We start from the raw sequence: 26,997 nt of genomic DNA, 5'->3' as shown, positions 1-26,997 counted from the left end.
CCCGGCTACTCGGTGTGCCGGCGGGCCCGGAGCGCCAGGCTCAGCGCCAGCACCGCCTGCGGGTCGTCCAGATCGGTGCCGAGCAGCTCCCCGATCCGGGCCAGCCGGTTGTACAGGGTCTGCCGGTTCAGATGCAGCTCCCGCGCCGTCTCCGCCTTGCGGCCCGCGTGCGCCAGATACGTCTCCAGCGTCGGCAGCAGCGCGGGGCGCGAGGTCCGGTCGTGGTCCCGCAGCGGCCCGATCGCCCGGTCCACGAACGCGGCCAGGTCCGGGTGGTCGCGCAGCCGCCACAGCAGCAGATCGATGTCGAGACGCCGGGCGTCGTACCAGGGCCGGTCGTCGAGGCCGTACGCGGCCGTCGCCGTCTCGGCGGCGTGCCGCAGGCTCGCCCCGGCCGTCGCCCAGCCGCCCGCCACCCCCACCACCACGACCGGGGGCCGCGCCCCGGCCCGTTCGAGACCGGCCCGCTCCACCCCGGCCCGCAGCGCCGTCGCGACCCGGTCCGCGACCGCCGTGCGCTCCGACTCGGATCGCAGCCCCAGCAGCACCGGCACCCGGCCCTCCACCGGCCGCACCCCCAGCAGCACCGGCACACCCACCGACGACAGCTCCTCCAGCACCGCGCGGGCCAGCGACGCCCAGTTCCCGGACGCCGACAGCTCCGGGGCCAGCCGCATCACGACCGGCAGCAGCGGCAGCGCACCCGGCTTGAAACCCAGGACCCGGGCCTGGGCGGGCGCGTCCTCCGGGGTGATCCGGCCCTCGGCGAGATCGGAGAGGAAGTCGCCCCGGCCCCGGGCGGCGAGCTCCTCCTCCTGGCGGGCCTGCATCAGGACGACGGCGAGGATGCCCGCCGCCCGCTCCGCCGCCATCCGGTGCACCGGCAGCAGCGGCCCGGACACCGCCAGCAGCACCAGCCTGGCCCGCACCGCACCGGTGCCGGGCCCGCCGCCCGGTACGTCCACCAGCACCGAACCGGTCGGCGGCGCCTCGCGGGCCGCCCGCCCGCCCCGCATCCCGTCCCACACCTGGAGGGGATCGGCGCCGACCGGGCCGGTGCCCGGCCCCGCCGCGTACAGCAGCTGCCCGTCCGCCGTCTCCAGGAAGACCGGGTTGGCCGCGAAGTCCGCCAGGATGCCGAGGACCTGGGGCACCCCGCCACCGCCGAGCAGCGCCTGGGTGCACCGCCGGTGCACGTCCTCGGCCTGCCGCAGCAGGGCGTAGTGGCCGTTGACGATCTCGGTGTGGATCTCCTCCGTCACCGCCACGAACGGCACCTCGCGGTGCAGCTGCACCAGCGGCAGCCCCGCGGCCCGGGCGGCGTCCACGATCGAGGACGGCAGCCGGCTGAAACGCGGACCGAGCTCCACCACCAGGGCGGCGATCTGCCGGTCGGCGAGCCTGCGGACGAAGGCGCGCTGCTCGGCCGGACGGGTGCCGAGCCCGAGCCCCGTGGTGAGCAGCAGCTCACCGCCCTTGAGCAGCGAGGCGATGTTCGGCACCTCACCCGCGTGCACCCAGCGGACCGTACGGTTCAGCCGCTCCGAGCCCGCCACCACCTCCGGGAGCCCGCCCCGCAGCCCCGGCAGCTCCAGGGCGCGCTGCACGGTGATTCCGCCTTGGGTCTCCACTTGCTCAGGCCTCGTACTTCCGCTTGATCCGATGGGCGTCCGCCCGGGTCTCCACCTTGATTTTCGCCCCGGTTCAGGACGGTACCGGCACTCGGCGCCCAGGGCGCCGCCGGGGGAGCCGCCGGTGGGAGCCGGTGCGGGCCCGATGCCGGCCGGCGTTGACACGGGGTGAGCGCCGCTGCGATCTTGTGGACGCCGCGCTGTCCGGGCGGCCCCGTATCCACAGAGATGACCTTGGAGCAGGTGTGGGCGACGTGTCCCAGGAACCGTCCGGCCCGTTGGTCGGCGTCGACTGGCTGGCGGCGCGGATCGGCGCGCCGGACGGGCCGGTGGTCCTCGACGCCTCGGTCGGAGCGCATCGGGGCGGGGAACGGCGCATTCCCGGCGCCCGGGTCTTCGACATCGACGGAGCCCTCTCCGACCCCTCCGTGCCGCTGCCCCACACGATGCCCGGCGCCGACCGGTTCACCCGGGAGCTGCGCGCCCTCGGCGTGAACGACGCGGACACCGTCGTCGTGTACGACGGCGCCGGGATCTACTCCAGCGCCCGGGCCTGGTGGATGCTGCGGGCGATGGGCTTCGACCAGGTCGCGGTGCTCGACGGCGGCCTGCCGGCCTGGACCGCGGCCGGGCTGCCCCTGGAGAGCGCCCCTCCCGCGCCCCCGGCGGCTCCCGGTGACTTCACCGCACGACCGCGCGCCGGGATGTTCGTCACCGCCGACGAGGTGGCGCGGACCCTGACCGACCCCGCCGCTGTGGTCCTCGACGCCCGGTCCCCGCAGCGGTACGCCGGTACCGTCGCCGAGCCCCGCCCGGGGCTGCGCGCCGGACACATGCCGGGGGCGGTCAACCTGCCCTTCGACACCCTCCAGCACGACGGCCGGATGCGCCCGGCGGACGAACTGCGCGCCGCCCTCACCGCCCGCGCCGGGGAGCGCGAGCGGCTGGTCCTCAGCTGCGGATCAGGGGTCACCGCCTGCGTGCTGGCCCTGGCGGCGGAGCTCGCCGGGTACCGCGGACAGGCGGTGTACGACGGTTCGTGGAGCGAGTGGGGGATTGCCTCGGGGCCGCACCCCGTGGCGACCGGGGCGGACGGGCCGGCGCCCGCCCCGTGAGACCGGCCCGGCCGGGCCGGTCAGCCGACGTACGCCCCGCTCGCGGTCAGCCGCAGTGCCGTGTCGATCAGCGGAACGTGGCTGAACGCCTGCGGGAAGTTGCCCACCTGGCGCTGGAGCCGGGAGTCCCACTCCTCCGCGAGCAGGCCCAGGTCGTTGCGGAGCGACAGCAGCCGTTCGAAGAGCTGACGGGCCTCGTCGACCCGGCCGATCATCGCCAGATCGTCCGCCAGCCAGAACGAGCAGGCCAGGAAGGCGCCCTCGTCGCCCTCCAGACCGTCCACCCCGGCGTCATCGCCGGACGTCGGATAGCGCAGCACGAAGCCGTCCTCGGTGGACAGCTCCCGCTGGATCGCCTCGATCGTGCCGATCACCCGCTTGTCGTCCGGCGGCAGGAAGCCCATCTGCGGGATCAGCAGCAGCGAGGCGTCCAGCTCCCGTGAGCCGTAGGACTGGGTGAAGGTGTTGCGCTCCGGGTCGTAGCCCCGCTCGCAGACGTCGCGGTGGATCTCGTCGCGCAGCTCGCGCAGCCGCTCCACCGGGCCCTCCGCGTCCCCGGACTCGATGAGCTTGATCGTCCGGTCGACGGCGACCCAGGCCATCACCTTCGAGTGGACGAAGTGGCGGCGCGGGCCGCGCACCTCCCAGATTCCCTCGTCCGGCTCGTCCCAGTGCTTCTCCAGGTACTCGATCAGCTTGAGCTGGAGCCCCGTCGCGTAGTCGTTGCGGGTCAGGCCGGTCATGTGGGCCAGGTGCAGGGCCTCGGTGACCTCGCCGTACACGTCGAGCTGGAGCTGGCCCGCCGCGCCGTTGCCGACCCGGACCGGGGCGGAGTTCTCGTAGCCGGGCAGCCAGTCCAGCTCGGCCTCGCCCAGCTCGCGCTCGCCCGCGATGCCGTACATGATCTGGAGGTTCTCCGGGTCGCCGGCGACGGCCCGCAGCAGCCACTCGCGCCAGGCGCGGGCCTCCTCGCGGTAGCCGGTGCGCAGCAGCGAGGAGAGCGTGATCGCGGCGTCGCGCAGCCAGGTGTAGCGGTAGTCCCAGTTCCGGGAGCCGCCGACGTCCTCCGGCAGGGAGGTGGTGGGGGCGGCGACGATGCCGCCGGTCGGCGCGTACGTCAGGGCCTTGAGCGTGATCAGGGAGCGGACCACCGCCTCGCGGTAGGGCCCGTGGTACGTGCACTGGTCGACCCACTCGCGCCAGAAATCGACGGTCGCGTCCAGCGAACCGTCCGGGTCCGGCAGGCCCGGTGGCTCGTGGTGCGAGGGCTGCCAGCTGATGGTGAACGCCACCCGGTCGCCCGGCGCCACGGTGAAGTCGGAGTACGTCGTGAGGTTCTCGCCGTACGTCTCGGCGGAGGTGTCCAGCCAGACGGAGTCCGGGCCCGCGACGGCGACCGTGCGCCCGTCGACCTTGTGCACCCACGGGGTGACCCGGCCGTAGCTGAACCGCATCCGCAGCTCCGAGCGCATCGGCACCCGGCCGCTGACCCCCTCCACGATCCGGATCACCTGCGGGGCCCCGTCGCGCGGCGGCATGAAATCGGTCACTCTGACCGTGCCGCGCGGGGTGTCCCACTCCGATTCCAGGACCAAGGAGTCCCCGCGGTAGTGACGGCGGTCCGCCGCCTGCGGCCCCGTCCCGTCCGCGGGCGCCGGGCCGAGGCGCCAGAAGCCGTGCTCCTCGGTGCCGAGCAGCCCCGCGAAGACGGCGTGCGAGTCGAAGCGGGGAAGGCAGAGCCAGTCCACCGTGCCGTCCCGGCAGACCAGCGCCGCGGTCTGCATGTCTCCGATGAGTGCGTAATCCTCGATGCGCCCGGCCACGTGCAATCTCCAGTCGAACGGCCATGGAGCCCCGTAGGGCATTGCTGCGAAAGAAGGGGAAAACGGGAAACAGAGTGTCGTCGCAAGGCCTTGGTATGGGGAAACCCGCGAACGCTTCACCTCGCCCGGGGCGAGTGGTCCGAGCAGGATACGACGCACTCCGTTGATCCGCGCGACGGTCTTGACAACCGGACAGGTCCGAACGGGTGTGTGTACGGACACCCGCGGTGATCGTGCGTGGTGGGGGGCCGGGACGCCGCCGGAAGCGGGTCCCACTCGGCGCTGTTACCCTGGTAGCCCGTGGACCGGTGGTCGTCCGCAACCGCAGACGAGGCCCCCGAACCGCAGCGACGGCACCTCCGGAGTCTCCGGACGACACAGCCGGTACGCACCTCACGATCGCGACCACGGGAGCCCCCTTTGGCTATGCAGCCCACATCCACGACGACCAAGCACATCTTCGTCACCGGGGGTGTCGCCTCATCCCTCGGCAAGGGTCTGACTGCCTCCAGCCTCGGTGCCCTGCTCAAGGCGCGTGGCCTCCGGGTCACCATGCAGAAGCTCGACCCCTACCTCAACGTCGACCCGGGCACGATGAACCCGTTCCAGCACGGTGAGGTGTTCGTCACCAACGACGGCGCCGAGACCGACCTGGACATCGGCCACTACGAGCGCTTCCTCGACGTCGACCTCGACGGCTCCGCCAACGTCACCACCGGCCAGGTCTACTCCCAGGTGATCGCCAAGGAGCGGCGCGGCGAGTACCTCGGCGACACCGTGCAGGTCATCCCGCACATCACCAACGAGATCAAGCACCGCATCCGCCGCATGGCCACCGACGACGTCGACGTCGTGATCACCGAGGTCGGCGGCACGGTCGGGGACATCGAGTCGCTGCCGTTCCTGGAGACCGTCCGCCAGGTCCGCCACGAGGTCGGCCGGGACAACGTCTTCGTCGTCCACATCTCGCTGCTGCCCTACATCGGCCCGTCCGGCGAGCTGAAGACCAAGCCCACCCAGCACTCCGTCGCCGCGCTGCGCAACATCGGCATCCAGCCCGACGCCATCGTGCTGCGCGCCGACCGCGACGTGCCGACCGCCATCAAGCGCAAGATCTCCCTGATGTGCGACGTGGACGAGGCCGCCGTGGTGGCCTGCGTGGACGCCAAGTCGATCTACGACATCCCGAAGGTGCTGCACACCGAGGGCCTGGACGCCTACGTCGTGCGCAAGCTCGACCTGCCGTTCCGCGACGTCGACTGGACGACCTGGGACGACCTGCTGGACCGGGTCCACAACCCCGACCACGAGGTCACCGTCGCGCTCGTCGGCAAGTACATCGACCTGCCGGACGCCTACCTCTCGGTCACCGAGGCCATCCGGGCCGGCGGCTTCGCGAACCGGGCCCGGGTCAAGGTCAAGTGGGTCGCCTCCGACGACTGCAAGACCGCGGCGGGCGCCGCGAAGCAGCTCGGCGACGTCGACGCGATCTGCGTCCCCGGCGGCTTCGGCGACCGCGGTGTCGACGGCAAGATCGGCGCCATCCGCTACGCCCGCGAGAACAAGCTGCCCCTGCTCGGCCTCTGCCTGGGTCTCCAGTGCGTGGTCATCGAGGCGGCGCGCAACCTCGCGGAGATCCCCGACGCCAACTCCACCGAGTTCGACGCCGCCACCGCGCACCCCGTCATCTCGACGATGGAGGAGCAGCTGGCGTACGTCGAGGGCGCGGGCGACCTGGGCGGCACCATGCGGCTCGGCCTGTACCCGGCGAAGCTCGCCGAGGGCTCGGTGGTCCGCGAGGCGTACGAGGACCAGCCGTACGTGGAGGAGCGCCACCGCCACCGCTACGAGGTCAACAACGCCTACCGGGCCGAGCTGGAGAAGAAGGCCGGACTGGTCTTCTCCGGCACCTCCCCGGACAACAAGCTCGTCGAGTACGTCGAGTACCCCCGCGAGATCCACCCCTACCTGGTCGCCACCCAGGCGCACCCGGAGCTCCGCTCCCGCCCGACCCGCCCGCACCCGCTCTTCGCGGGCCTGGTCAAGGCGGCCGTCGAGCGCAAGACCGGTGCCAACCCGGGCAAGTAGTCCGGGGCCGCGCAGGTATTAACGTTGACCGGGGTACGGATCCGCGAAGGACTCCGTGCCCCGGTTTCCGTGGTTTTCGTGGGAGGACGCAGATGGGTTTCCAGGACACGCCCGAGGAGTGGCAGGTCACCAAGACCGAGACGCCCTTCACCGGCAACAAGACCAGCGTCCGCACCGACGAGGTGGTGATGCCGGACGGCACCGTCGTACGCCGCGACTACCAGGTCCACCCCGGTTCGGTCGCCGTGCTCGCGCTCGACGCGGACGGCCGCGTCGTCGTGCTGCGCCAGTACCGCCACCCGGTGCGCCACAAGCTCTGGGAGATCCCCGCCGGACTGCTCGACGTCCCCGGCGAGAACCCGCTGCACGCCGCCCAGCGCGAGCTGTACGAGGAGGCGTACGTCAAGGCCGAGGACTGGCGGGTGCTGACCGACGTCTTCACCACACCGGGCGGCTGCGACGAGGCCGTACGGATCTTCCTGGCCCGCGGCCTCTCCGAGGCGGACGGGGAGCGCTTCGAGGTCTCCGAGGAGGAGGCCGACATGGAGCTGGCCCGGGTGCCGCTCCAGGAGCTGGTCCGGGGGGCGCTCGCGGGGGAACTGCACAACAGCTGCCTGGTGATCGGTGTCCTCTCGCTGGCGGCGGCCCTCGCCGGGGACGGGATCGACGCGCTGCGCCCGGCCGAGGCGCCCTGGCCGGCCCGCCCGTTCACGGTCTGACAGGCCACCCGCCCCACGGGCCCGCACGGTCCTTCGATCGGACAAGCCGTTGATCCGATCGGGGGATCCGTGCGGCACGCTCCGCCGAGAACGCCCGCGCGCCTGAACTACGCTCGGAACGCCCTGACCGGAGTCCCGGGGGGCGACGCGTGCAGCGAAGTGGAGCGTGGCCCGTGACGGATCAGGCGGTGGACACCAGCGGCCCGGTCGAGGCGCCGGGAGCCGAGGAGCCGTCCGGTGCCGCCCCACCCCGATTCCTCGGCCGGGAACGGGAGTTGAAGTCCCTGCGGGCCGACGTCGGGCACGCGGGTCTGGACACCCTGGCCGGCCGCCGGGCCGCCCGCCCCCGGGTCCTGCTGATCGCCGGTCGTCCCGGATCCGGCCGTACCGCGCTCGCCGACGAGCTGGTCCGGGAGCTGCTCGCCGAGGGCGGCCACCCCGACGGGCCGTTCCGCGTCCGGCTCACCGAACCCGGCGGCACCCCGGTCCCCACCGAGCGCACCGCCCGTGAACTCCTCGACCGGTTCGGCGTGACCGGCCCGCCCGGGGCGGACGGGGACGAGCTGGCCGGGATGGTCCGCGACGAACTGGCCGGGCGGCGTGCCGTGCTGGTCCTGGACGACGCGGTGGACGCCGAACAGGTCGACCCGCTGCTGCCGGACAACCCGGACTGCCTGGTCGTCGCCACCTCCGGGGGCCCGCTGACCGGCATTCCGGGCGTCCGGCCCTGCACCATCGGCGGACTGGAGGCGGGCCCGGCCGTCCGGCTGCTGGCCCGGCTCATCGGCGAGGTGCGGATCACCGTCGACCCCCGGACCGCCGAGACCCTCGCGGAGGAGTGCGGCGGGCTGCCGGCCGCCCTGGTGCTGGTCGGCGGCTGGCTCGCCGCGCACCCGATGGCCTCGGTCGCCGACGCCACCCGGCGGCTGCGCGAGTCGGCGGACACCACCGAGCCGTCCGCCGGTCCCCGTCCGCTGGCCCGCGCCTTCCGGCTGGCCCACGACGCGCTGCCGCCGGTGTCCGCCCGGATACTGCGGCTGCTCGCCCTCGCGCCCGCCGGCCTCGTCGACGCCCACACCGCGTCCGCGCTGGCCGGCTGCTCCGTATCGGCCGCGCAGCGGGCCCTCGACGACTTCGTCTCCCTCGGGCTGCTGCACGGCGACGAGGCCGGCCGGCCGCAGTACGAGGTGCCCGGCTGCCTCGCGCCGCTGCTGCGGGAACTGCTGGCGGAGCGGGACCGGCCGGCGGAGATCCAGCTGGCCAGGGCCCGGATGCTGGAGCGGACCGTACGGCTGCTCCAGTCCTGCCGGGCGGTCACCGAGCCCGAGGGCTCCCCGGTCCGCCGCAGGCTCGCCGGGCTGCCCAGGTCGCTGCGGTTCCCCGGACCGGAGGCCGCCGCCGCGTGGCTGCGGGCCCGTAAACCGGCCCTGCTCGCCGCCGCCCGGGCGGCCGTCGAGGACGGTGAGCTCGACACGCTGGCGCGGAGGCTGGTCTCGGCCCTGGTGCGGGCGCTGGCGGTGCACGAGGGCACCGAGTCCGCCGCCCCGGACCTGTACGGGCTGCACGGCCTGGTGCTGGCGGTCGCCGAGCGGCGCGGGCTGGCGCGCGAACAGGCCGCCGCGCTGCTCAACCTCGCCGACCTCGACGCCGGGAACGGCCGCACCCGGGAGGCGCTGGCCCGCTACCGGGCCGCGCTGGACGCCGGACGGGCCGCGAAGGACCTGTACGCCACCGGCCGCGCGATGGAATCCGTAGCCGGCGCCTACGCGGAGCTCGGGGACTTCCAGCGGGCCTCCGACTGGTACGGCCGGGCGCTGGCCCACCGGCTCGGCCAGGGGGAGCGGGCCGAGGAGGCCCGGCTGTACGGACGGCTCGGCGCCGTGCACACCTATGCCGGGCGGTACGGCGAGGCGCTGCGGAACTGGCGCGCCGCGGCGGCGGGCTACCGCAGGCTCGGGGACGTACCGGGCCAGGCGCGGGCGCTCAGCGAGGTGGCCCGGGTCCAGGAGTACGCGGGGCGGCCGCAGGAGTCGCTGCGGACCTGCCAGGAGGCCGTCGAATGGGCCCGGCGGGCCGAGGACGTACGGCTCCAGGCGGCGCTGGAGCTCCGGCTGGCCGACACCCTCTACCGGCTCGGCGACCCGGCGGCGGCCGGGCTGCACCGGGGCGTGGCGGAGAGACTGCTGAATCAGAAGGATGTGACCTACGAAATCCGCAGTGCCCCGACAGAAAAATAATGCTTTGTAAGGCTAGACACCGAGAAACCCTTCATTAGAATGGTCGTGCCGCGTGTGTTCGCGGTGTCTCCATTTACGTAGTGTCTATCCGGGTATGTATTGCTATGTCCGGATAACCCTCTGAGTCAAGGACCGTGATCGACGTGAAGGTCGGCATCCCCCGCGAAGTCAAGAACAACGAGTTCCGCGTGGCGATCACGCCTGCTGGTGTGAACGAGCTCGTCCGCAACGGCCACCAGGTCGTCGTCGAGAAGGACGCCGGCCTCGGCTCCTCGATCACGGACGAGGAGTACACCGCCGCCGGAGCCGAGATCCTCTCCACCGCCGACGAGGTCTGGGCCGCCGCCGACCTGGTCCTCAAGGTCAAGGAGCCGATCGCCGAGGAGTACCACCGCCTCCGCAAGGACCAGACGCTCTTCACCTACCTGCACCTCGCCGCCTCCCGCGAGTGCACGGACGCCCTCCTCGCGTCGGGCACCACGGCCATCGCCTACGAGACGGTCGAGACCGCCACCCGCGCCCTCCCGCTGCTCGCCCCGATGTCCGAGGTCGCGGGCCGCCTCGCCCCGCAGGTCGGCGCCTACCACCTGATGCGCTCGGCCGGTGGCCGCGGTGTGCTGCCGGGCGGCGTCCCGGGCACGGCGGCCGGCAAGGCCGTCGTCATCGGCGGCGGTGTCTCCGGCTGGAACGCCACGCAGATCGCCGTGGGCCTCGGCTTCCACGTCACGCTGCTCGACAAGGACATCAACAAGCTCCGCGAGGCGGACAAGGTCTTCGGCACCAAGGTGCAGACCGTCGTCTCCAACGCCTTCGAGCTGGAGAAGGCCGTCGTCGAGGCCGACCTGGTCGTCGGTGCCGTGCTCATCCCCGGCGCCAAGGCCCCGAAGCTGGTCACCAACGAGCTCGTCGCCAAGATGAAGCCCGGAAGTGTCCTTGTCGACATCGCGATCGACCAGGGCGGCTGCTTCGAGGACTCGCACCCGACGACGCACACCGACCCGACCTTCAAGGTCCACAACTCGGTCTTCTACTGCGTCGCGAACATGCCGGGCGCGGTGCCGAACACCTCCACCTACGCCCTCACCAACGCCACGCTCCCGTACATCGTGGAGCTGGCCAACCGCGGCTGGGTCGAGGCGCTGCGCCGCGACGCCGCGCTCGCCAAGGGCCTCAACACCCATGACGGGCAGGTCGTCTACCGCGAGGTGGCCGAGGCGCACGGCCTGGAGCACGTCGAGCTGAGCTCGCTCCTCGGCTGACGGGTCAACCTCGTTCGTCAACCTCACGTGTCCGGCCGGACCTTGCCGAGCAAGGTCCGGCCGGAGGCATGTCCGGGCCCGCTCCGGACGGCGTGCGACTCGTCTCGAACGTGAGCCTTCGACCGATTCGTACACCCGGGAAACACGCACGCCGGTGGTCGCACGCCCTTGACAGCGGGGTGTTCGATTGCCGACACATCGGGCCGGGTCCGGCGGATTGTGTTGCTGCGGAGCGGTGACACGCCATAGAGTCGCCAATCGTCGGCATGGTGCCACGCTGACCTATCGATAAGTTTCCTGGTCACATCCAAGGAGGTAAGACGACTTGTGAATGAGTCGACATTTACTCCCGGGGGTGTCCGGCCAGGAATGTCCGCGCGGAGCCAGAGCCCGAACGGGCTGGAGGCTGTCGGCTCCGTCGCTGTCCGCACCTTCGCCACCCAACAGCACATGACGACAGCCCCCCAGATGATGGACGGCCTACACGTGAACGCCATGGCCGGCAACGAGAGTGGCCGGGACACCGCCCACTTCGCCGACTTCGACGAGCCCCAGGGGCACTTCTACGACCCCGACGCCGAGTACGAGCCCGATCCGGAGTACGCGGCCACCCTCGCGCCCGACGCCGCCCGGCAGCGCCGCGAGCGGATCGGCCCGACCGGCCGCCCCCTGCCCTACTTCCCGATCCCGGGCCCGCTGACCGATCACGGTCCCGCGAAGATCATCGCGATGTGCAACCAGAAGGGCGGCGTCGGCAAGACCACGTCGACCATCAACCTGGGTGCCGCGCTCGCCGAGTACGGACGGCGCGTCCTGCTCGTCGACTTCGACCCGCAGGGAGCCCTCTCGGTCGGACTGGGCGTCAACCCGATGGAGCTCGACCTCACGGTCTACAACCTGCTCATGGAGCGGGGCATGTCGGCCGACGAGGTCCTGCTGAAGACCGCGGTCCCCAACATGGACCTGCTGCCCAGCAACATCGACCTCTCGGCCGCCGAGGTGCAGCTGGTGAGCGAGGTGGCCCGGGAGTCCACGCTCCAGCGCGCCCTGAAGCCGCTGCTGGCCGACTACGACTACATCGTGATCGACTGTCAGCCCTCGCTGGGCCTGCTCACGGTGAACGCCCTGACGGCGGCCCACAAGGTCATAGTGCCGCTCGAATGCGAGTTCTTCGCCCTGCGCGGGGTGGCGCTGCTCACCGAGACCATCGAGAAGGTCCAGGAGCGCCTCAACCCCGACCTGGAGCTCGACGGCATCCTCGCCACCATGTACGACTCCCGTACGGTGCACAGCCGCGAGGTCCTCGCGCGCGTCGTCGAGGCGTTCGACGACCACGTCTACCACACGGTCATCGGGCGCACCGTGCGCTTCCCGGAGACCACCGTCGCCGGTGAGCCCATCACCACCTACGCCTCCAACTCGGTCGGTGCCGCCGCCTACCGCCAGCTCGCCAGGGAGGTGCTCGCCCGGTGTCACGCCGAGTGAGTCTGCCCGGGGCCGACGAACTGTTCCGCACCACCGGGGGGATGGGGCTCCAGGCATCCTCGCCCGTGGAACGGCGGCGCAAGGCGAACAGCGAGACCCGGGTGCCCGCTCCGGCCGGTGAGGGCGACGCCGCGGTGGACGGCGCCGGGACGGACCCGGACCGGGCCGCCGGCGTCGCGCGCGAGGAGCACTCCGCGGCCGACGCCGACGCGGGGGAGCCGCGCAGCCGGGCCGGTGACGAGGACCGGCCCGCTGCGGCCGGACGAGGCGCCCAGCGGCAGACCCCGGCGCCCGCCGCCCAGGAGGCGGCCTCCGCCGCCGTCCAGCAGCAGCGGCGGCGCGGGAGCGCGGGCGGGCGCGGTTCGAACCGCCGCCCCAGCGGCCGCGAGCGCCACGACGAGAAGATCACGGTCTATGTCTCGGCCGAGGAACTGATGGACCTCGAACACGCCCGCCTGGTGCTGCGCGGGGAGCACGGGCTGGCCGTCGACCGCGGGCGGATCGTCCGCGAGGCGGTCGCGGTGGTCCTGGCCGACCTGGAGTCCCGGGGCGACGCGAGCATCCTCGTACGGCGGCTGCGCGGCCGCTGACGGGCACGGCGCCGGTAGCCTGCCCGAGGGGCGGCCGCCGGACGAGCGGTGCGGCCCCCTCCCGTACGGGCCGAAGCCCGCCGCCCGTATCCCGCTCGCCCCTGGACCCTCATGCCGACGACCGACGAATCCGCCCGCGCCCGCCGCCGCCCCCTGGGACGCGGTCCGGGCTCCGCGGCGGTGCCGGAACGGGCCGACGAGGAGATCCGCAAGACCTCCGAGCCGCAAGAGCCGCAAGAGGTGCCACATACGCACGAGGCGTCCGAGGTGTCGGAGGAGCCCGGGTCGTCCGAGGCGCCTGCGGCTTCCGACACCCCCGAGGCGGCTGAAACCCCCGAGTCACCCGCGCCCGCGTCCGGCCAGGACGGTACCGACGGACGGTTCACCGTCCGGCTGGCGAACTTCGAGGGGCCGTTCGACCTCCTCCTCCAGCTCATCGCCAAGCACAAGCTGGACGTGACCGAGGTCGCGCTCTCGAAGGTCACCGACGAGTTCATGGCGCACATCCGCGCGATGGGCCCGGACTGGGACCTCGACCAGACCACCGAGTTCCTGGTCGTCGCCGCGACCCTGCTCGACCTGAAGGCCGCCCGGCTGCTGCCCGCCGCCGAAGTGGAGGACGAGGCGGACCTGGCACTGCTCGAAGCCCGGGACCTGCTCTTCGCCCGGCTGCTCCAGTACCGCGCGTACAAACGCATCGCGGACATCCTCAGTGAGCGGCTGGCCTCGGAGGAGCGGCGCTTCCCCCGCACCGTCGGGCTGGAGCCGCACCACGCGGAACTGCTGCCCGAAGTGGTGATCGGCATCGGGGCACGGCGGTTCGCCGAGCTGGCCGTGAAGGCGATGCAGCCGAAGGCCCCGCCCCAGGTGTACGTCGACCACATCCACGCCCCGCTGGTCAGCGTGCGGGAGCAGGCCGGGATCGTGGTGGCCCGGCTGCGCGAGGCGGGCGAGGCCAGCTTCCGCGCGCTCACCGAGGACGCCCCCGACACCCTCACCGTCGTCGCCCGGTTCCTCGCGCTGCTGGAGCTGTACCGGGAGAGGGCCGTCGCGCTCGACCAGCCCGAGGCGCTCGGCGAGCTGCTGGTGCGCTGGGCCGGGGGAGAGGGCGCCGGGCCCGTGGTCACGGACGAGTTCGACAGCGAGGCGCGCGACGCCGACGAGGAGGACGGGAAGGCATGAACCAGCAGGAGACGGGCGACCCCGCCGTCGCGGAGCTCGACCTCAAGCCCGCGCTGGAGGCCGTCCTCATGGTCGTCGACGAGCCCGCCACCGAGGAGCACCTCGCCAAGGTGCTGGAGCGGCCCCGCCGGGCCGTCGCCGACGCGCTGCGCGAGCTGGCCGACGACTACACCGTGCAGCGCCGGGGCTTCGAGCTGCGGCTGGTCGCCGGCGGCTGGCGCTTCTACACCCGGCCCGCCTACGCGGCGGCCGTCGAGCGCTTCGTCCTGGACGGCCAGCAGGCCCGGCTGACCCAGGCGGCGCTGGAGACCCTCGCGGTGGTCGCGTACCGCCAGCCGGTCAGCCGTTCCCGGGTCTCCGCGGTCCGCGGCGTGAACTGTGACGGGGTCATGCGGACCCTGCTCCAGCGGGGTCTGGTGCAGGAGGCGGGCACGGAACCCGAAACAGGTGCGATCCTGTACAGGACGACGAACTACTTTCTGGAGCGGATGGGCCTGCGTGGCCTGGATGAGCTCCCGGAGCTCGCGCCCTTCCTCCCCGAGGCGGACGCGATCGAGGCTGAGACGCTAGAGGGTGTGCCGTCGTTCGATCCGGACGCACCGGACACCCCGGATACCCACGCAGACGACAAGACGGAATTTTGATGCGAAGCAGTGGCAGGAACAGCGGAAGCGGCAACAGCGGCGGCCGGAGCGGCAGCGGCAGCGGCGGCCGGAACCCCCGCGGCGCGGGCGCCGGGCGTGACGGCAGGCAGGAGCAGCGCCCCCGCCGCCCCCGCCCCGAGGAGCGCCGCTACGACGTGGGCTCCGGCGAGCAGGGCGGCGACGGCCCCCGCAAGGGCCGCGGCGCCGCGGCCCGGGGCGGCGCCAAGGGCGGCCCGCGCACCCCGCAGTCGGGTGGCGGACGCAGCGGCGGCGGTGACCGGCGCCGCCAGGGCGCCCCGTCCCGCCCGCGCGAGCTCGACGCCAAGATCGAGCAGCGCAACCGGGACCGGTACGCGAACAAGCCCGAGATCAAAACGCCCCGGACGCACCCCGGCGCCGAGCAGGAGGGCGAGCGGCTGCAGAAGGTCCTCGCCCGCGCCGGCATGGGCTCGCGCCGGGCGTGCGAGGAGCTGATCGAGCAGGCCCGCGTCGAGGTCAACGGCGAGATCGTGGTCGAGCAGGGCATGCGCGTCGACGTGCACAAGGACGAGATCAAGGTCGACGGCCTGACCGTCGCCGCCCAGTCCTACCTGTTCTTCGCGCTGAACAAGCCGGCCGGTGTCGTCTCCTCGATGGAGGACCCGGACGGCCGCCAGTGCCTCGGCGACTACGTCACCAACCGTGAGACGCGGCTCTTCCACGTCGGCCGGCTGGACACCGAGACCGAGGGCATCATCCTGCTCACCAACCACGGCGAGCTGGCCCACCGCCTCACCCACCCCAAGTACGGGGTGAAGAAGACCTACCTGGCCGCCATCCAGGGCCCGCTCCCGCGCGACCTGGGCAAGCGGCTCAAGGACGGCATCCAGCTGGAGGACGGGTACGCCCGCGCCGACCACTTCCGGGTCGTCGAGAACACCGGGAAGAACTACCTGGTCGAGGTCACCCTCCACGAGGGCCGCAAGCACATCGTCCGCCGGATGCTCGCCGAGGCGGGCTTCCCGGTCGAGCGGCTCGTCCGCACCTCCTTCGGGCCGATCCCGCTGGGCGACCAGAAGTCCGGCTGGCTGCGCCGCCTCACCAACACCGAGGTCGGCATGCTGATGCGCGAGGTCGGTCTGTAACGACCGCCCGGCCGTCCGCTCCACGACCCGCGGCCGGTCCCCGTCCCCGAAATCCGGGACAGGGACCGGCCGCGGGTCTTTTCCCTGCCCCCTCCCCGCTTTATAGTCAATATGACTATTAAGAAGGAGGCGGGCGTGAGTCTCGCGGAGTACCTCGATCCCCTGCAACAACCCTTTGTGACGGTGCTCGGCACCCCGGTCAGCTGGACCGAGGTGCTCGGCTTCGGCAGCGGGGCGCTCTGCGTATGGCTCGTGGCCCGCCAGCACCTCGCCAACTGGCCGATCGGCATCGCCAACAACGTCTTCTTCATCCTGCTCTTCACCCAGTCCGGCCTGTACGCCGACGCCGGACTCCAGATCGTCTTCATCGCCCTCGCCGCCTACGGCTGGTGGACCTGGACCCACGGGGGTGGACCGGGCTCACCCGGCCTGCCGGTGCGCCGCACCACGCGCACCGAATGGGCCTGGCTGCTCGCGGCGGGGGCGGTGGGGACCCTCGCCCTGACCGTCCTGCTCGCCCGCGCCACCGACTCGACCGTGCCCTTCTGGGACGCCCTGACGACCGCGCTGTCCCTGACGGCGACGTACGGGCAGTGCCGCAAGCTCGTCGAGTCCTGGTGGCTCTGGATCGCCGCCGACGTGGTGTACATCCCGCTCTACGCGTACAAGGAGCTCTATCTGACCTCGCTGCTGTACTGCGGCTTCCTGACGCTCTGCCTGATCGGCCTGCGCAACTGGCGCCGCGATGCGGCCGGGGAGCGGCGCGAGCCCGCGGGGGCGGCGGCATGAGGCGCTTCGGACACGGACTGGTCCTCGGCAAGTTCTACCCGCCGCACGCCGGCCACCACCACCTGGTCCGCACCGCGCGGGACCGCTGCGACCGGCTGACCGTGCTGGTCTGCGCCGCCTCCGTCGAATCCGTGCCGCTCGCCGACCGGGTGGCCTGGATGCGCGAGGCACACCCGGACGTGACGGTCGTCGGCGCCGTCGACGACATCCGGATGGACGTCCACGACCCGGCGATCTGGGACGCGCACATGGCCGTCTTCACCGAAGCCGTCCCCGAACCGGTGGACGCCGTCTTCACCTCGGAACCGTACGGGGACGAACTGGGCCGCCGGTTCGGCGCCGCGTCCGTCTGCGTCGACCCGGACCGCACCCGCTTCCCGGTCTCCGGCACCGCCGTCCGTCAGGACCCGGTCGGCTGCTGGGACTTCCTGGAAGCGCCGGTCCGGGCCGCCCTCACCCGCCGGGTCGTCGTGCTCGGCGCCGAGTCCACCGGCACCACGACCATGGCCCGCGACCTCACCCGGCACTACCGCGCCCGCGGCGGGGTCTGGGCCCGGACCGCCCGCGTCGACGAGTACGGGCGGGAGTTCAGCGAACGGAAGCTGGCCGCGCTCCGCTCCCGCCACCCCGGCGCCCAGTGGGAGGACGTCGTCTTCACCACCGACGACTTCCCGCTGATCGCCGAGGTCCAGAACGCCCGGGAGGAGGCCGCCGCGCGGACCGGCTCCCCGGTCCTCATCTGCGACACCGACTCCTTCGCCACCACCGTCTGGCACGAGCGCTACGTCGGCGGCCGCAACCCGCTCGTCGAGCGCACCGCCGACCGGATCGCCCACCACCTGTGGCTGCTCACCGACCACGAGGGCGTCGCCTTCGAGGACGACGGGCTGCGCGACGGCGAGGAGCTGCGCCCCTGGATGACCGACCGCTTCCGGGCCGAACTCACCCGTACCGGAAGGCGGTTCGTCGAACTCACCGGGACCCGCGAGGAACGCCTGGCCACCGCGGTGGCCGCCGTCGACGCGCTGCTCGCCGACAGCTGGCGGTTCGCCCCGCCCCTGCCGGAGAACCGGTGAGCGCCCGCGTCCCCGAGGGCTACGACCCGCGCGCCTTCGAGCCCTTCGCGGTCACCGTGGACCTCGCCGTCTTCACCGTCCGGGGCGGCCGGCTGCACGTCCTGCTCGTCGAACGCGGCGAGGAGCCGTACCAGGGGCAGTGGGCCCTGCCCGGCGGCTTCGTCCTGCCCCGCGAGTCCGCCGGGACGGCCGCCCGCCGGGAGCTCGCCGAGGAGACCGGGCTGACGGAGGACGCCGTCAGCGCCTTCCACCTGGAGCAGCTGCGCACCTACAGCGATCCGGACCGCGACCCCAGGATGCGGGTCGTCTCGGTCGCCTACGCCGCCCTCCTGCCCGACCTGCCCGAACCGCGCGGCGGCGGGGACGCGGCCAGCGCCCGGTGGTGGGAGACCGCCGACGCCGGCCCGCTCGCCTTCGACCACGACCGCATCCTCGCCGACGCCCACGAACGGATCGGCGCCCGGCTCGAGTACAGCTGTCTGGCCACCGCCTTCTGCCCGCCCGAATTCACCCTGGGGGAGCTCCAGCAGGTGTACGAGACGGTCTGGGGCGTCGAGCTGGACCGGCCCAACTTCCGGCGCAAGGTCCTCACCACGCCCGGCTTCGTCCAGGCCGTGGAAGGGGCCCCGCGCCGCACCGGCGGACGGGGAAAACCGGCCGCGCTCTACCGGGCGGGTGCCGCCACCGCGCTGCACCCGCCGCTGCTGAGACCGGAAGGAAGAACCACATGACCGTGACCGGGACCACCACCAAGCAGGCCGCCACCGGCACGCTCACCGGGCTGGCGCTCGGCGACGCGCTGGGCTTCCCGACCGAGTTCAACAACGTGCCGTCGATCCTCGCGAAGTGCGGGCCCTGGCGCACCATGCGGCTGCCGAAGCCGGCCTTCGTCACCGACGACACCCAGATGACGCTGGCCCTGGCGCGCGGCATCCGCACCGCCATGGACCGGGGCCCGCTCACCGGTCCGCGGCTGGTCCGCCCGGTCCGCGAGGAGTTCGTCGACTGGTACCACTCGCCCGACAACAACCGCGCCCCCGGCCGCACGTGCATGACCGCCTGCCGGCTGCTCGACGGCGACCGGCCCTGGCAGGAGGCCAGCCAGACCGGCTCCAAGGGCTGCGGCGCCAACATGCGGGTCGCCCCGATCGGCCTCGTACCCGGCCTGAGCGACGAACAGCGTTCCGGGGCGGCCCAGTTGCAGGCCGCCCTCACCCACGGCCACCCGACCGCGCTCGCCGCCTCCGACCTGACCGCCCGCGCCGTGCACCTGCTGGCGCGGGGCGCCGACCCGGCGGGCCTGCTCGGGCAGCTGCGCTCCTACGCGTACGAGAACAGCGGCCGGTACCTCACCCGCTGGCTCGGCGACCTCTGGCGGTACGCGGGCGACCCCTCGCCCGAGCGGTACGTCCGGCGCGGCTGGGAGGAGTGCCTGACCGCCCTCGACCGGGTCCAGGACGCGCTGCGCGACCCGTCCCCGGAGACCGACCCGTGCGAGCGGACCGGCGACGGCTGGATCGCCGAGGAGGCCCTGGCCACCGCCCTGCACTGCTTCCTTCTCTTCCCCGAGGACCCCGTCACCGCCCTCCGCCGCGCCGCCTGCACCCGGGGCGACTCCGACTCCCTGGCCTGCCTGACCGGCGCCTTCGCCGGGGCCCACCGGGGAGCGGCGGCCTGGCCCAAGGAGTGGGCGGAGCGGATCGAGCACCGGAGCGACCTGCTGGCCCTGGGGGCGCTCTGGGACGCTTGAGCCATGCGTACGAAGAACGAACATCTCGACGGCGACCTCGGGGCGGCCGGACTGCCGGTCACGGATCTCGCCCCGGTCATCGCCGGGGAGCGCCACCCGCTGCTGTTCGCCACGGTCTCGGGGGCGCATCTGTACGGGTTCCCTTCCGCCGACTCGGACGTGGACCTTCGGGGGGTCCATCTCCTGCCCGCGGAGGACCTCGTGGGCCTGCGCGAGGCCGACGAGACGTGCTCGCGGATGTGGGACGCGGACGGCGTCGAGATGGATCTCGTCACGCACGACCTGCGTAAGTTCGTCCGGCTGATGCTGAAGCCGAACGGCTATGTGCTGGAACAGTTGCTCTCGCCGCTGGTCGTGCACACGGGCGGGATCCACGCGGAGCTGTCGGCCCTGGCGCCGGGCGTGCTCACCCGCCACCACGCCCACCACTACCGGGGCTTCGCGGGCACCCAGTGGCGGCTCTTCGAGAAGACCGGCGAACTGAAACCACTGCTCTACACGTTCCGGGCCCTGCTCACTGGGATCCACCTGATGCGCCGCGGTGAGGTGCTGGCCCATCTGCCCTCCCTCCTCGCCGAGGTGGCGGAGGCCCCGTCCTACCTGCCCGGTCTGATCGAGGCGAAGGCCGCGGCCGAGCACGGGGGAGCGGAGGACGCGGCCGGTGTCCGGGCGGCCCGGGACGTCGAGGCGCTGCACGAGGTGCTGGACCGGGCCCGGGTCGCCTCACGGCTCCCGGGGACCGCGGGCGGGTTCGACGCCCTGCACGACCTCGTGGTGCGGGCGAGGCTGGGAGGCCGGGACACCCCCTAGCTAGGCCCTGTCCCAGGAGGCCGAGGCCCGGCGGGTGCGGACCAGGAAGTCCTCCACCCGGGCCCGGTCCGGTCCGGGCGGGAGCGGGGAGTCCCGGACCGCCTCGTCGTTCCGCTCGATCAGGCGGTTCATCCGGCGCTCCACCTCCGCCCACGGCACCTCGCCCCGCTTCACCGCCAGCAGCTCCTCGCGGGCCGCGCCCACCTCGATCGTGAGCGCCCCGGTGCGCAGCAGGTCCAGGCAGGAGGCCAGCAGGCGCAGCAGATGCATGGCGTGCTTCCAGCGCGGCACCCCGTGCTGCCGTACGTCGGCCTCCAGCTTCCGGCGCTGGCCGACGGCGTAGCGTACGAAGGTCTGGTGGGCCTGCCGGGAGAGGAAGGCGCCGCGCAGGGCGAGCAGCTCCCGGCCCACCGCGTCGGCATGGTCCACCAGCGGCGAGTGCAGGCACTCCAGCACATTGGGATTGGCCCGTAGCGCCAGTTCGCAGAACCGCTCCAGCTCCCAGGAGAACTGCTCCGGGGCCGGCCCCTCGACATGGGTCGGCGGCTTCTCGAACCGCCAGAACAGCGGGGTCGGCGCGAGGAACACCCCGCGCCGGTCGGTGTCGCTCCCCTCGGTGGCCAGCCCGAAGGCGCGCGAGCCCATCACACAGGAGTAGACCGTGTGGTCGCGGACGAGGGCCTCGGGGCCGGGAGTGATCATGACGGCGAGCGTACGGGAGCGGAATCGGCTTGCGCCGGGGATTACGGCCAGCCCTTAGGCTGACGGGTAACACCCCCGCACCCGCAAGGACATCGCCCAGTGAGAACCGCCGTCGTCATCGGAACGGGCCTTGTCGGCACCTCCGCGGCCCTCGCCCTCGCCGGGCGCGGCATCCAGGTCCACCTCCGCGACCACGACCCCGGCTCGGTCCGCACCGCCGCCGCGCTGGGCGCGGGCACGGGCGAGGCGCCCGAGGAGCGGGTGGACCTGGCGATCGTCGCCGTGCCGCCCGCCCATGTGGCTCCGGTGCTCGCCGACGCCGTACGGGAGGGCGTGGCCCGCGGCTACCTGGACGTCGCCAGCGTGAAGGGCGGCCCGCGGCGCGAGCTGGAGGCCCTCGGCCTCGACCTCACGCACTACATCGGCACGCACCCGATGGCGGGCAAGGAGCGGTCGGGCCCGCTCGCCGCGAGCGCGGACATGTTCGAGGGGCGGCCCTGGGTCCTCACGCCGACCCGGGACACCGACACCGAGGTGCTCAACCTGGCCCTGGAGCTGGTCGCGCTCTGCCGCGCCGTCCCGGTCGTGATGGACGCCGACGCGCACGACCGGGCCGTCGCCCTCGTCTCCCACACCCCGCAGCTGATCTCGTCGATGGTCGCCGCCCGGCTGGAGGAGGCCGACGAGACCGCCGTACGCCTCTGCGGGCAGGGCATCAGGGACGTCACCCGGATCGCCGCCTCGGACCCCCGGATGTGGGTGGAGATCCTGGCCGCCAACCCCGGCCCGGTCGCCGACGTGCTGGCCGGGGTCGCCGCCGACCTGGAGGAGACGGTACGGGCGCTGCGCGGCCTGGAGTCCGCCGACGACGACCGCCGCCGCGCGGGCACCGAGGGCATCGAGGACGTGCTGCGGCGCGGCAACGCGGGCCGGGTCAGGGTGCCCGGCAAGCACGGCACCGCTCCCACCGCCTACGAGACGGTCACCGTGCTCATCAGCGACCGGCCGGGCGAGCTGGCCGGGATCTTCGCCGACGCCGGACGGGCCGGGGTCAACGTCGAGGACGTGCGCATCGAGCACGCCACCGGGCAGCAGGCCGGTCTGGTGCAGCTGATGGTCGAGCCGAGCGCGGCCCCCGGGCTGAGCGCCGCGCTGCGCGAGCGCGGCTGGTCGATACGGCAGTAGGCACGGGGCGCCGGGGCCGGGGCCGGGCGCCGGTTGTCCACAGGGGTGACCGGGCCCGTCCCGACACTCGGTAACCTTGTTCGGGGCGGGGTTCGCACACGCCCTCGTCCCGCCCACCCCGTGTACTCAGGAAGGTGTCCACCACCGTGGAAACCCGTACGGCCCCGGCCGCAGTGATCGTCGCCATCGACGGGCCCTCCGGCACCGGCAAGTCGAGCACGTCCAAGGCCGTCGCCGCACAGCTCGGCCTGAGCTACCTGGACACCGGCGCCCAGTACCGGGCGATCACCTGGTGGATGCTGAACAACGGCATCGACGTGCAGGACGCGGCGGAGGTCGCGACCGCGGCCGCCAAGCCCGTCATCGTCTCCGGCACGGACCCCTCCGCCCCCACGATCACCGTCGACGGCGAGGACGCCTCGGGCCCGATCCGCACCCAGGAGGTCACCTCCAGGGTCAGCGCCGTCAGCGCCGTCCCCGAGGTCCGCACCCGGATCACCGAGCTCCAGCGCACCATCGCCGCCGCGGCCGAGCGGGGCATCGTCGTGGAGGGCCGGGACATCGGTACGACCGTGCTGCCCGACGCCGACCTGAAGATCTTCCTCACCGCCTCCCCGGAGGCCCGCGCCGCCCGGCGCAGCGCCGAGGTCAAGGGCTCCGACCTGGCCGCCACCAAGGAGGCCCTGATCAAGCGGGACGCGGCCGACTCCGGCCGGAAGACCTCCCCGCTGGCCAAGGCGGGCGACGCCGTGGAGGTGGACACCACCGAGCTGAGCCTCCAGCAGGTCATCGAGTGCGTCGTCACCCTCGTCGAGGAGAAGCGGGCCTCCCGGTGACCGGAGCCGCCCAGGGCCCGTCGTCGCCCTCGCCGCGCGGCGCGGCGGTCGGGCGCGGCATCGGCATCGGGCTGATGTACGGGCTGTGGAAGCCCCGCGTCCTCGGCGCGTGGCGGGTCCCGGCCGCCGGACCCGTCATACTCGCGGTGAACCACGCGCACAACATCGACGGTCCGATGCTGATGGGCACCGCGCCCCGGCCCGTCCACTTCCTGATCAAGAAGGAGGCGTTCGTCGGTCCGCTGGACCCGTTCCTGCGGGGAATCGGCCAGCTCAAGGTGGACCGTACGACCGTCGACCGCACCGCCGTCACCGACGCCCTCGGCGTACTGGAGAGCGGCGGGGTCCTCGGGATCTTCCCCGAGGGCACCAGGGGCGAGGGCGACTTCGCCTCCCTGCGGGCCGGGCTGGCGTACTTCGCGGTGCGCAGCGGGGCGCCGATCGTGCCCGTGGCCGTCCTGGGAAGCACCGAGCGGCGCGGGCGGTTGATATCGGCGCTGCCGCCGCTGCGCAGCCGGGTCGACGTCGTCTTCGGGGACCCCTTCGAGGCCGGTGACGGAAGCGGGCGGCGTACGCGCAAGGCGCTGGACGAGGCGACGGTACGGATCCAGGGGCGGCTGACCGCCCACCTGGACGAGGCCAGGCGCTTCACCGGGCGTTAAGTAAGACTTGAGTAGTGGGCCGCCTGTTCGCGGCCCATCGATGATGCAAGAGGAACGGACTTCATGAACGACCAGATTCACTCCGACGGCTCGGACCATGAGCACGGAGCACTTGGCGACGCCGAGTACGCGGAGTTCATGGAGCTCGCCGCGGAGGAGGGCTTCGACCTCGAAGAGGTCGAGGGCGCCATCGACGAGGCCGGACACGGGCCGCTGCCCGTCCTCGCCGTCGTCGGCCGCCCCAATGTCGGCAAGTCGACCTTGGTGAACCGGATCATCGGCCGCCGCGAGGCCGTCGTCGAGGACAAGCCCGGCGTCACCCGCGACCGCGTCACCTACGAGGCGGAGTGGGCGGGCCGCCGCTTCAAGGTCGTCGACACCGGCGGCTGGGAGCAGGACGTGCTCGGCATCGACGCCTCCGTCGCCGCCCAGGCCGAGTACGCGATCGAGGCGTCCGACGCGGTCGTCTTCGTGGTCGACTCGACCGTCGGCGCGACCGACACCGACGAGGCCGTCGTCAAGCTGCTCCGCCGGGCCGGCAAGCCGGTCGTGCTCTGCGCCAACAAGGTGGACGGGCAGAGCGGCGAGGCCGACGCCACGGCGCTCTGGTCGCTGGGTCTCGGCGAGCCGCACCCGGTCTCCTCGCTGCACGGCCGCGGCACCGGCGACCTGCTCGACGCCGTGCTCGAAGCGCTCCCGGAGGCCCCGGCGCAGCGCTTCGGCAACGTGGTCGGCGGCCCGCGCCGGATCGCGCTCATCGGCCGCCCGAACGTCGGCAAGTCCTCGCTGCTGAACAAGGTGGCCAACGAGGACCGCGTCGTCGTCAACGAGCTCGCGGGCACCACCCGCGACCCGGTCGACGAGCTGATCGAGCTCGGCGGCATCACCTGGAAGTTCATCGACACGGCCGGTATCCGCCGCCGCGTCCACCTCCAGGAGGGCGCCGACTACTACGCCTCGCTGCGCACCGCCGCCGCCGTGGAGAAGGCCGAGGTCGCCGTCGTCCTGATCGACGCCTCCGAGACGGTCAGCGTCCAGGACCAGCGCATCATCACCATGGCCGTGGAGGCCGGGCGCGCCCTGGTCATCGCCTACAACAAGTGGGACAAGCTCGACGAGGAGCGCCGCTACTACCTGGAGCGCGAGATCGAGACGGAGCTGGCGCAGGTCGCGTGGGCCCCGCGGGTCAACGTCTCCGCGTCCACCGGCCGCCACATGGAGAAGCTCGTCCCGGCGATCGAGACCGCGCTCGCCAGCTGGGAGACCCGTATCCCCACCGGTCGGCTGAACGCCTTCCTCGGTGAGATCGTCGCCTCCCACCCGCACCCCGTCCGTGGCGGCAAGCAGCCCCGGATCCTCTTCGGCACCCAGGCGGGCACCAAGCCGCCGCGGTTCGTCCTGTTCTCCTCCGGCTTCCTGGAGCACGGCTACCGCCGGTTCGTCGAGCGTCGGCTGCGCGAGGAGTTCGGCTTCGAGGGCACCCCGATCCACATCTCCGTGCGGGTCCGCGAGAAGCGCGGCCGCAAGAAGTAGCACCCCGGCCCGGGATCTCCGGGCCCATGACGGAGCCCCGGGCCCGCCTCTCGTACGAGGCGGGCCCGGGGCTCCGTCATGACAGCGGGGCCGGGGCCCGGAGGATCAGGTGGATCACGAACCCGGCGGCAGGGCCGCCGGACGGGCCCGCCCCGAATGCCGGCCCACCCGCTGCCAGGCGCCGGGGCCGCCGCTCTGCGCACCGGGACCGCCACCGCCGACCCCGCCACCGCCGATCCCACTGGCCCCGCCGGTCATGGCGAGCCCGGTGGAGAACCCGGCGGAGTGACCGGAGTGGCCGCTCGCCGGGAGACGGCTGCCGAAGAGCCCGAGGCCGAAGGCCATGAAGCCGAGGTTCTCCTCACCGCTCCGATCACCTGGCAGCGCCCGGAACGACCGCCGGTACTCGGTGTACAGCGCGTCGTAGATCGGGGTCTGGGACGGACCGGCCGAAGGGTCCTGCGAGGGCCGCATGGCAGGAATCGGGGTCGGGCGCTGGTGGGAGGAGTCGTATGAGTGCACGTACCTGCCAACGACGTCGCTCTCCGTCGGATGCGGGCCCGGCGGAGAAATCGCGGTGCGGCGCCGTCGCCGCGGAAGCTCGCCCGACACGATCAGGTCCCGGCCAGCGGCATCGTGGCGGCGACCAGCAGCCCCTCCGCCGCAGCCTTGTCCAGGGCATCGCGCATCAGGTCCTCGCGGGGCTGCTGGCCGATCGTCCCGGCGGGGGCGGCGTAGACCAGCACGGTCTGCGACTTGCCCGCCGCCGTGCGCCAGCCCTCGGTGACCTGGAGCGGCGTATGGGCCTGCCACCACGCGACCGGGGCACCGCCGTCCGTGCCCGGCTGGAGCACGGCGTGCAGCTGGCCCACGGCGAGCAGGATCGACCAGCCGGGCAGCGCGGCGGGCATCTCCTCCATCCGGTGGACCGAGTGGAAGCCCTGCTCCACCAGCAGCTGGAGGAACTCGTCGCCCTGGCTGCCGTCCGTGCCCGGCCGGGCGATCGCACCGGTCGGCTCGACGACGAGGGCCGGGTGGAGGTCGCCGTCGATCAGGACGAGGCCGCTGGTGATACCGAGGACGGCCTGCCCGCCGGGGACGTTCTGCGGTACCGCCGTGCCGCCGCGCTCGTCGCCGGTGATGCTGCGTACCGCGCCCTGCAACTGCTCCTCGGCGACCTGGACGACCTGGGAGGGGATGCACGTCGCATGGGCGAAGGCGAGGACGGCCGTCTCGTCGCCGACGAAGAGCACGGTGCTGGTGCGCTCCTGCTCGGAGTTGCCGGGGGTGCGGCAGGAGGTGCAGTCGTAGCTGCCCGGGGCGCTGTCCCCGGCCAGCAGCCGGTCGGCTTCGGTATCGCCGATCTCGGCGCGTACGTCCTCGCTGACGTCGAGCATGCGCGGCACGGGTGGCTCCTCGAACTCGGTGCGTGCGCCGGGCGGTTCCCGGCTCATGGATATGACAACGGGAGATCCACGGCCGGGGTCACGCGGTAAAGGGAACGTAATCGAACCAACCGGTGCGGAGAGTGAATATCCGGCTCCGAAAGGGGTGTTTGGTCCCTTTTCGTGTCGGTTCAGCGGGAGCGCGGTGCGGTCGGTGTGGTGCACTCGCCGACGCGCTCGGGCCCCAATACGGCGACATAGTCGGAAAGTTAACGAGTCTACATTTGGCCGGATCTTGTCGCTCCCGGAGTGAACCGTCCGTCGGCCCGAGCCGTCCTGCCCAGTGCAGCCCGCAGTCGATCAGCCGAACCG

General features: G+C 72.9%; 24 protein-coding genes. 19 read left to right on the top strand and 5 right to left on the bottom strand.

The features are described 5' to 3' along the window. Positions 1–5: 5 nt before the first annotated feature. The gene (locus tag ACWC97_RS18885; protein ID WP_392279238.1) at positions 6–1,631 is read right to left on the bottom strand and encodes a PucR family transcriptional regulator; all 1,626 of its coding nucleotides are present in this window, start codon (positions 1,629–1,631) and stop codon (positions 6–8) included. 254 nt (positions 1,632–1,885) lie between these two features. Between ACWC97_RS18885 and ACWC97_RS18880 the strand changes: the two genes are divergently transcribed. After that, entirely contained in the window at positions 1,886–2,746 is an 861-nt protein-coding gene (locus tag ACWC97_RS18880; RefSeq protein WP_450650369.1) for a sulfurtransferase, read from the top strand. A gap of 20 nt (positions 2,747–2,766) precedes the next feature. On the opposite strand, the gene ACWC97_RS18875 is transcribed toward ACWC97_RS18880, so the two are convergent. Beyond that, on the bottom strand, positions 2,767–4,569 hold the full coding sequence (locus ACWC97_RS18875) for a glycoside hydrolase family 15 protein (RefSeq protein ID WP_450650367.1): 1,803 nt from the start codon (positions 4,567–4,569) through the stop codon (positions 2,767–2,769). 426 nt (positions 4,570–4,995) lie between these two features. Between ACWC97_RS18875 and ACWC97_RS18870 the strand changes: the two genes are divergently transcribed. From ACWC97_RS18870 to ACWC97_RS18805, 14 genes are all read left to right on the top strand, one after another. Beyond that, positions 4,996–6,657: a CTP synthase gene (locus ACWC97_RS18870; protein ID WP_352280564.1), complete on the top strand. Its 1,662-nt coding sequence runs from the start codon at positions 4,996–4,998 to the stop codon at positions 6,655–6,657. A gap of 92 nt (positions 6,658–6,749) precedes the next feature. Further along, entirely contained in the window at positions 6,750–7,376 is a 627-nt protein-coding gene (locus ACWC97_RS18865; protein WP_352280563.1) for an NUDIX hydrolase, read from the top strand. Positions 7,377–7,549: 173 nt separating this feature from the next. Further along, entirely contained in the window at positions 7,550–9,613 is a 2,064-nt protein-coding gene (locus ACWC97_RS18860; protein WP_450650365.1) for a tetratricopeptide repeat protein, read from the top strand. A gap of 143 nt (positions 9,614–9,756) precedes the next feature. Then, positions 9,757–10,872, top strand: a complete 1,116-nt coding sequence (gene ald, locus ACWC97_RS18855; protein ID WP_352280587.1) for an alanine dehydrogenase — start codon at positions 9,757–9,759, stop codon at positions 10,870–10,872. 369 nt (positions 10,873–11,241) lie between these two features. Further along, entirely contained in the window at positions 11,242–12,357 is a 1,116-nt protein-coding gene (locus ACWC97_RS18850; protein WP_352280561.1) for a ParA family protein, read from the top strand. Beyond that, positions 12,354–12,947 (top strand): hypothetical protein, encoded by a 594-nt coding sequence (locus ACWC97_RS18845; RefSeq protein WP_450650398.1) that lies wholly within the window; start codon positions 12,354–12,356, stop codon positions 12,945–12,947. The genes ACWC97_RS18850 and ACWC97_RS18845 overlap by 4 nt, the downstream gene beginning before the upstream one ends. Positions 12,948–13,058: 111 nt before the next feature. Continuing rightward, positions 13,059–14,129, top strand: a complete 1,071-nt coding sequence (locus ACWC97_RS18840) for a segregation/condensation protein A (protein ID WP_450650362.1) — start codon at positions 13,059–13,061, stop codon at positions 14,127–14,129. Next, complete coding sequence (scpB, locus tag ACWC97_RS18835) at positions 14,126–14,773, top strand: SMC-Scp complex subunit ScpB (RefSeq protein ID WP_352280559.1); 648 nt, start codon at positions 14,126–14,128, stop codon at positions 14,771–14,773. The genes ACWC97_RS18840 and scpB overlap by 4 nt, the downstream gene beginning before the upstream one ends. Beyond that, positions 14,773–15,897 (top strand): pseudouridine synthase, encoded by a 1,125-nt coding sequence (locus ACWC97_RS18830; RefSeq protein WP_450650360.1) that lies wholly within the window; start codon positions 14,773–14,775, stop codon positions 15,895–15,897. The genes scpB and ACWC97_RS18830 overlap by 1 nt, the downstream gene beginning before the upstream one ends. A gap of 135 nt (positions 15,898–16,032) precedes the next feature. Beyond that, positions 16,033–16,686 (top strand): nicotinamide riboside transporter PnuC, encoded by a 654-nt coding sequence (pnuC, locus tag ACWC97_RS18825; RefSeq protein WP_450650359.1) that lies wholly within the window; start codon positions 16,033–16,035, stop codon positions 16,684–16,686. Then, the gene (locus ACWC97_RS18820; protein ID WP_392279245.1) at positions 16,683–17,762 is read left to right on the top strand and encodes an AAA family ATPase; all 1,080 of its coding nucleotides are present in this window, start codon (positions 16,683–16,685) and stop codon (positions 17,760–17,762) included. The genes pnuC and ACWC97_RS18820 overlap by 4 nt, the downstream gene beginning before the upstream one ends. After that, the gene (locus ACWC97_RS18815) at positions 17,759–18,493 is read left to right on the top strand and encodes an NUDIX hydrolase (protein WP_450650357.1); all 735 of its coding nucleotides are present in this window, start codon (positions 17,759–17,761) and stop codon (positions 18,491–18,493) included. Before ACWC97_RS18820 ends, ACWC97_RS18815 begins: the two co-directional genes overlap by 4 nt. After that, positions 18,490–19,512, top strand: a complete 1,023-nt coding sequence (locus tag ACWC97_RS18810; RefSeq protein ID WP_450650355.1) for an ADP-ribosylglycohydrolase family protein — start codon at positions 18,490–18,492, stop codon at positions 19,510–19,512. The genes ACWC97_RS18815 and ACWC97_RS18810 overlap by 4 nt, the downstream gene beginning before the upstream one ends. A gap of 3 nt (positions 19,513–19,515) precedes the next feature. Beyond that, the gene (locus tag ACWC97_RS18805) at positions 19,516–20,322 is read left to right on the top strand and encodes a nucleotidyltransferase domain-containing protein (protein ID WP_450650353.1); all 807 of its coding nucleotides are present in this window, start codon (positions 19,516–19,518) and stop codon (positions 20,320–20,322) included. On the opposite strand, the gene ACWC97_RS18800 is transcribed toward ACWC97_RS18805, so the two are convergent. After that, positions 20,323–21,024: a nucleotidyltransferase domain-containing protein gene (locus tag ACWC97_RS18800; protein WP_352280552.1), complete on the bottom strand. Its 702-nt coding sequence runs from the start codon at positions 21,022–21,024 to the stop codon at positions 20,323–20,325. A gap of 99 nt (positions 21,025–21,123) precedes the next feature. On the opposite strand from ACWC97_RS18800, the gene ACWC97_RS18795 reads away from it, so the two are divergent. From ACWC97_RS18795 to der, 4 genes are all read left to right on the top strand, one after another. After that, a complete protein-coding gene (locus tag ACWC97_RS18795) occupies positions 21,124–22,209 on the top strand; it encodes a prephenate dehydrogenase (RefSeq protein ID WP_352280551.1) in 1,086 nt (361 codons plus the stop codon). Between the two features lie 134 nt (positions 22,210–22,343). Continuing rightward, positions 22,344–23,045, top strand: coding sequence for a (d)CMP kinase (cmk, locus tag ACWC97_RS18790; protein WP_352280550.1), 702 nt, complete (start codon positions 22,344–22,346; stop codon positions 23,043–23,045). Then, on the top strand, positions 23,003–23,707 hold the full coding sequence (locus tag ACWC97_RS18785; protein WP_450650350.1) for a lysophospholipid acyltransferase family protein: 705 nt from the start codon (positions 23,003–23,005) through the stop codon (positions 23,705–23,707). Before cmk ends, ACWC97_RS18785 begins: the two co-directional genes overlap by 43 nt. 63 nt (positions 23,708–23,770) lie before the next feature. Beyond that, entirely contained in the window at positions 23,771–25,240 is a 1,470-nt protein-coding gene (der, locus tag ACWC97_RS18780; protein ID WP_352280549.1) for a ribosome biogenesis GTPase Der, read from the top strand. 114 nt (positions 25,241–25,354) lie between these two features. Here the strand turns inward: der and ACWC97_RS18775 are convergent, their stop codons facing one another. After that, entirely contained in the window at positions 25,355–25,714 is a 360-nt protein-coding gene (locus ACWC97_RS18775) for a hypothetical protein (protein WP_450650347.1), read from the bottom strand. Between the two features lie 140 nt (positions 25,715–25,854). Continuing rightward, on the bottom strand, positions 25,855–26,646 hold the full coding sequence (locus ACWC97_RS18770) for a hypothetical protein (protein WP_352279325.1): 792 nt from the start codon (positions 26,644–26,646) through the stop codon (positions 25,855–25,857). Positions 26,647–26,997: the final 351 nt, after the last annotated feature.

Source organism: Streptomyces sp. NPDC001108, from assembly GCF_053598535.1.
The sequence above is the reverse complement of the archived record's forward strand: the minus strand, read 5'-3'. Positions and strand labels throughout refer to the sequence as shown.

Bases quoted from the DNA above. Each gene is read 5' to 3' on its own strand.
- ACWC97_RS18870 (WP_352280564.1), top strand. From the start codon at position 4,996: ATGCAGCCCACATCCACGACGACCAAGCACATCTTCGTCACCGGGGGT.
- ACWC97_RS18865 (WP_352280563.1), top strand. From the start codon at position 6,750: ATGGGTTTCCAGGACACGCCCGAGGAGTGGCAGGTCACCAAGACCGAG.
- ACWC97_RS18850 (WP_352280561.1), top strand. From the start codon at position 11,242: ATGTCCGCGCGGAGCCAGAGCCCGAACGGGCTGGAGGCTGTCGGCTCC.
- ACWC97_RS18840 (WP_450650362.1), top strand. From the start codon at position 13,059: ATGCCGACGACCGACGAATCCGCCCGCGCCCGCCGCCGCCCCCTGGGA.
- scpB (WP_352280559.1), top strand. From the start codon at position 14,126: ATGAACCAGCAGGAGACGGGCGACCCCGCCGTCGCGGAGCTCGACCTC.
- ACWC97_RS18830 (WP_450650360.1), top strand. From the start codon at position 14,773: ATGCGAAGCAGTGGCAGGAACAGCGGAAGCGGCAACAGCGGCGGCCGG.
- ACWC97_RS18820 (WP_392279245.1), top strand. From the start codon at position 16,683: ATGAGGCGCTTCGGACACGGACTGGTCCTCGGCAAGTTCTACCCGCCG.
- ACWC97_RS18810 (WP_450650355.1), top strand. From the start codon at position 18,490: ATGACCGTGACCGGGACCACCACCAAGCAGGCCGCCACCGGCACGCTC.
- ACWC97_RS18805 (WP_450650353.1), top strand. From the start codon at position 19,516: ATGCGTACGAAGAACGAACATCTCGACGGCGACCTCGGGGCGGCCGGA.
- ACWC97_RS18800 (WP_352280552.1), bottom strand. From the start codon at position 21,024: ATGATCACTCCCGGCCCCGAGGCCCTCGTCCGCGACCACACGGTCTAC.
- der (WP_352280549.1), top strand. From the start codon at position 23,771: ATGAACGACCAGATTCACTCCGACGGCTCGGACCATGAGCACGGAGCA.
- ACWC97_RS18775 (WP_450650347.1), bottom strand. From the start codon at position 25,714: ATGCGGCCCTCGCAGGACCCTTCGGCCGGTCCGTCCCAGACCCCGATC.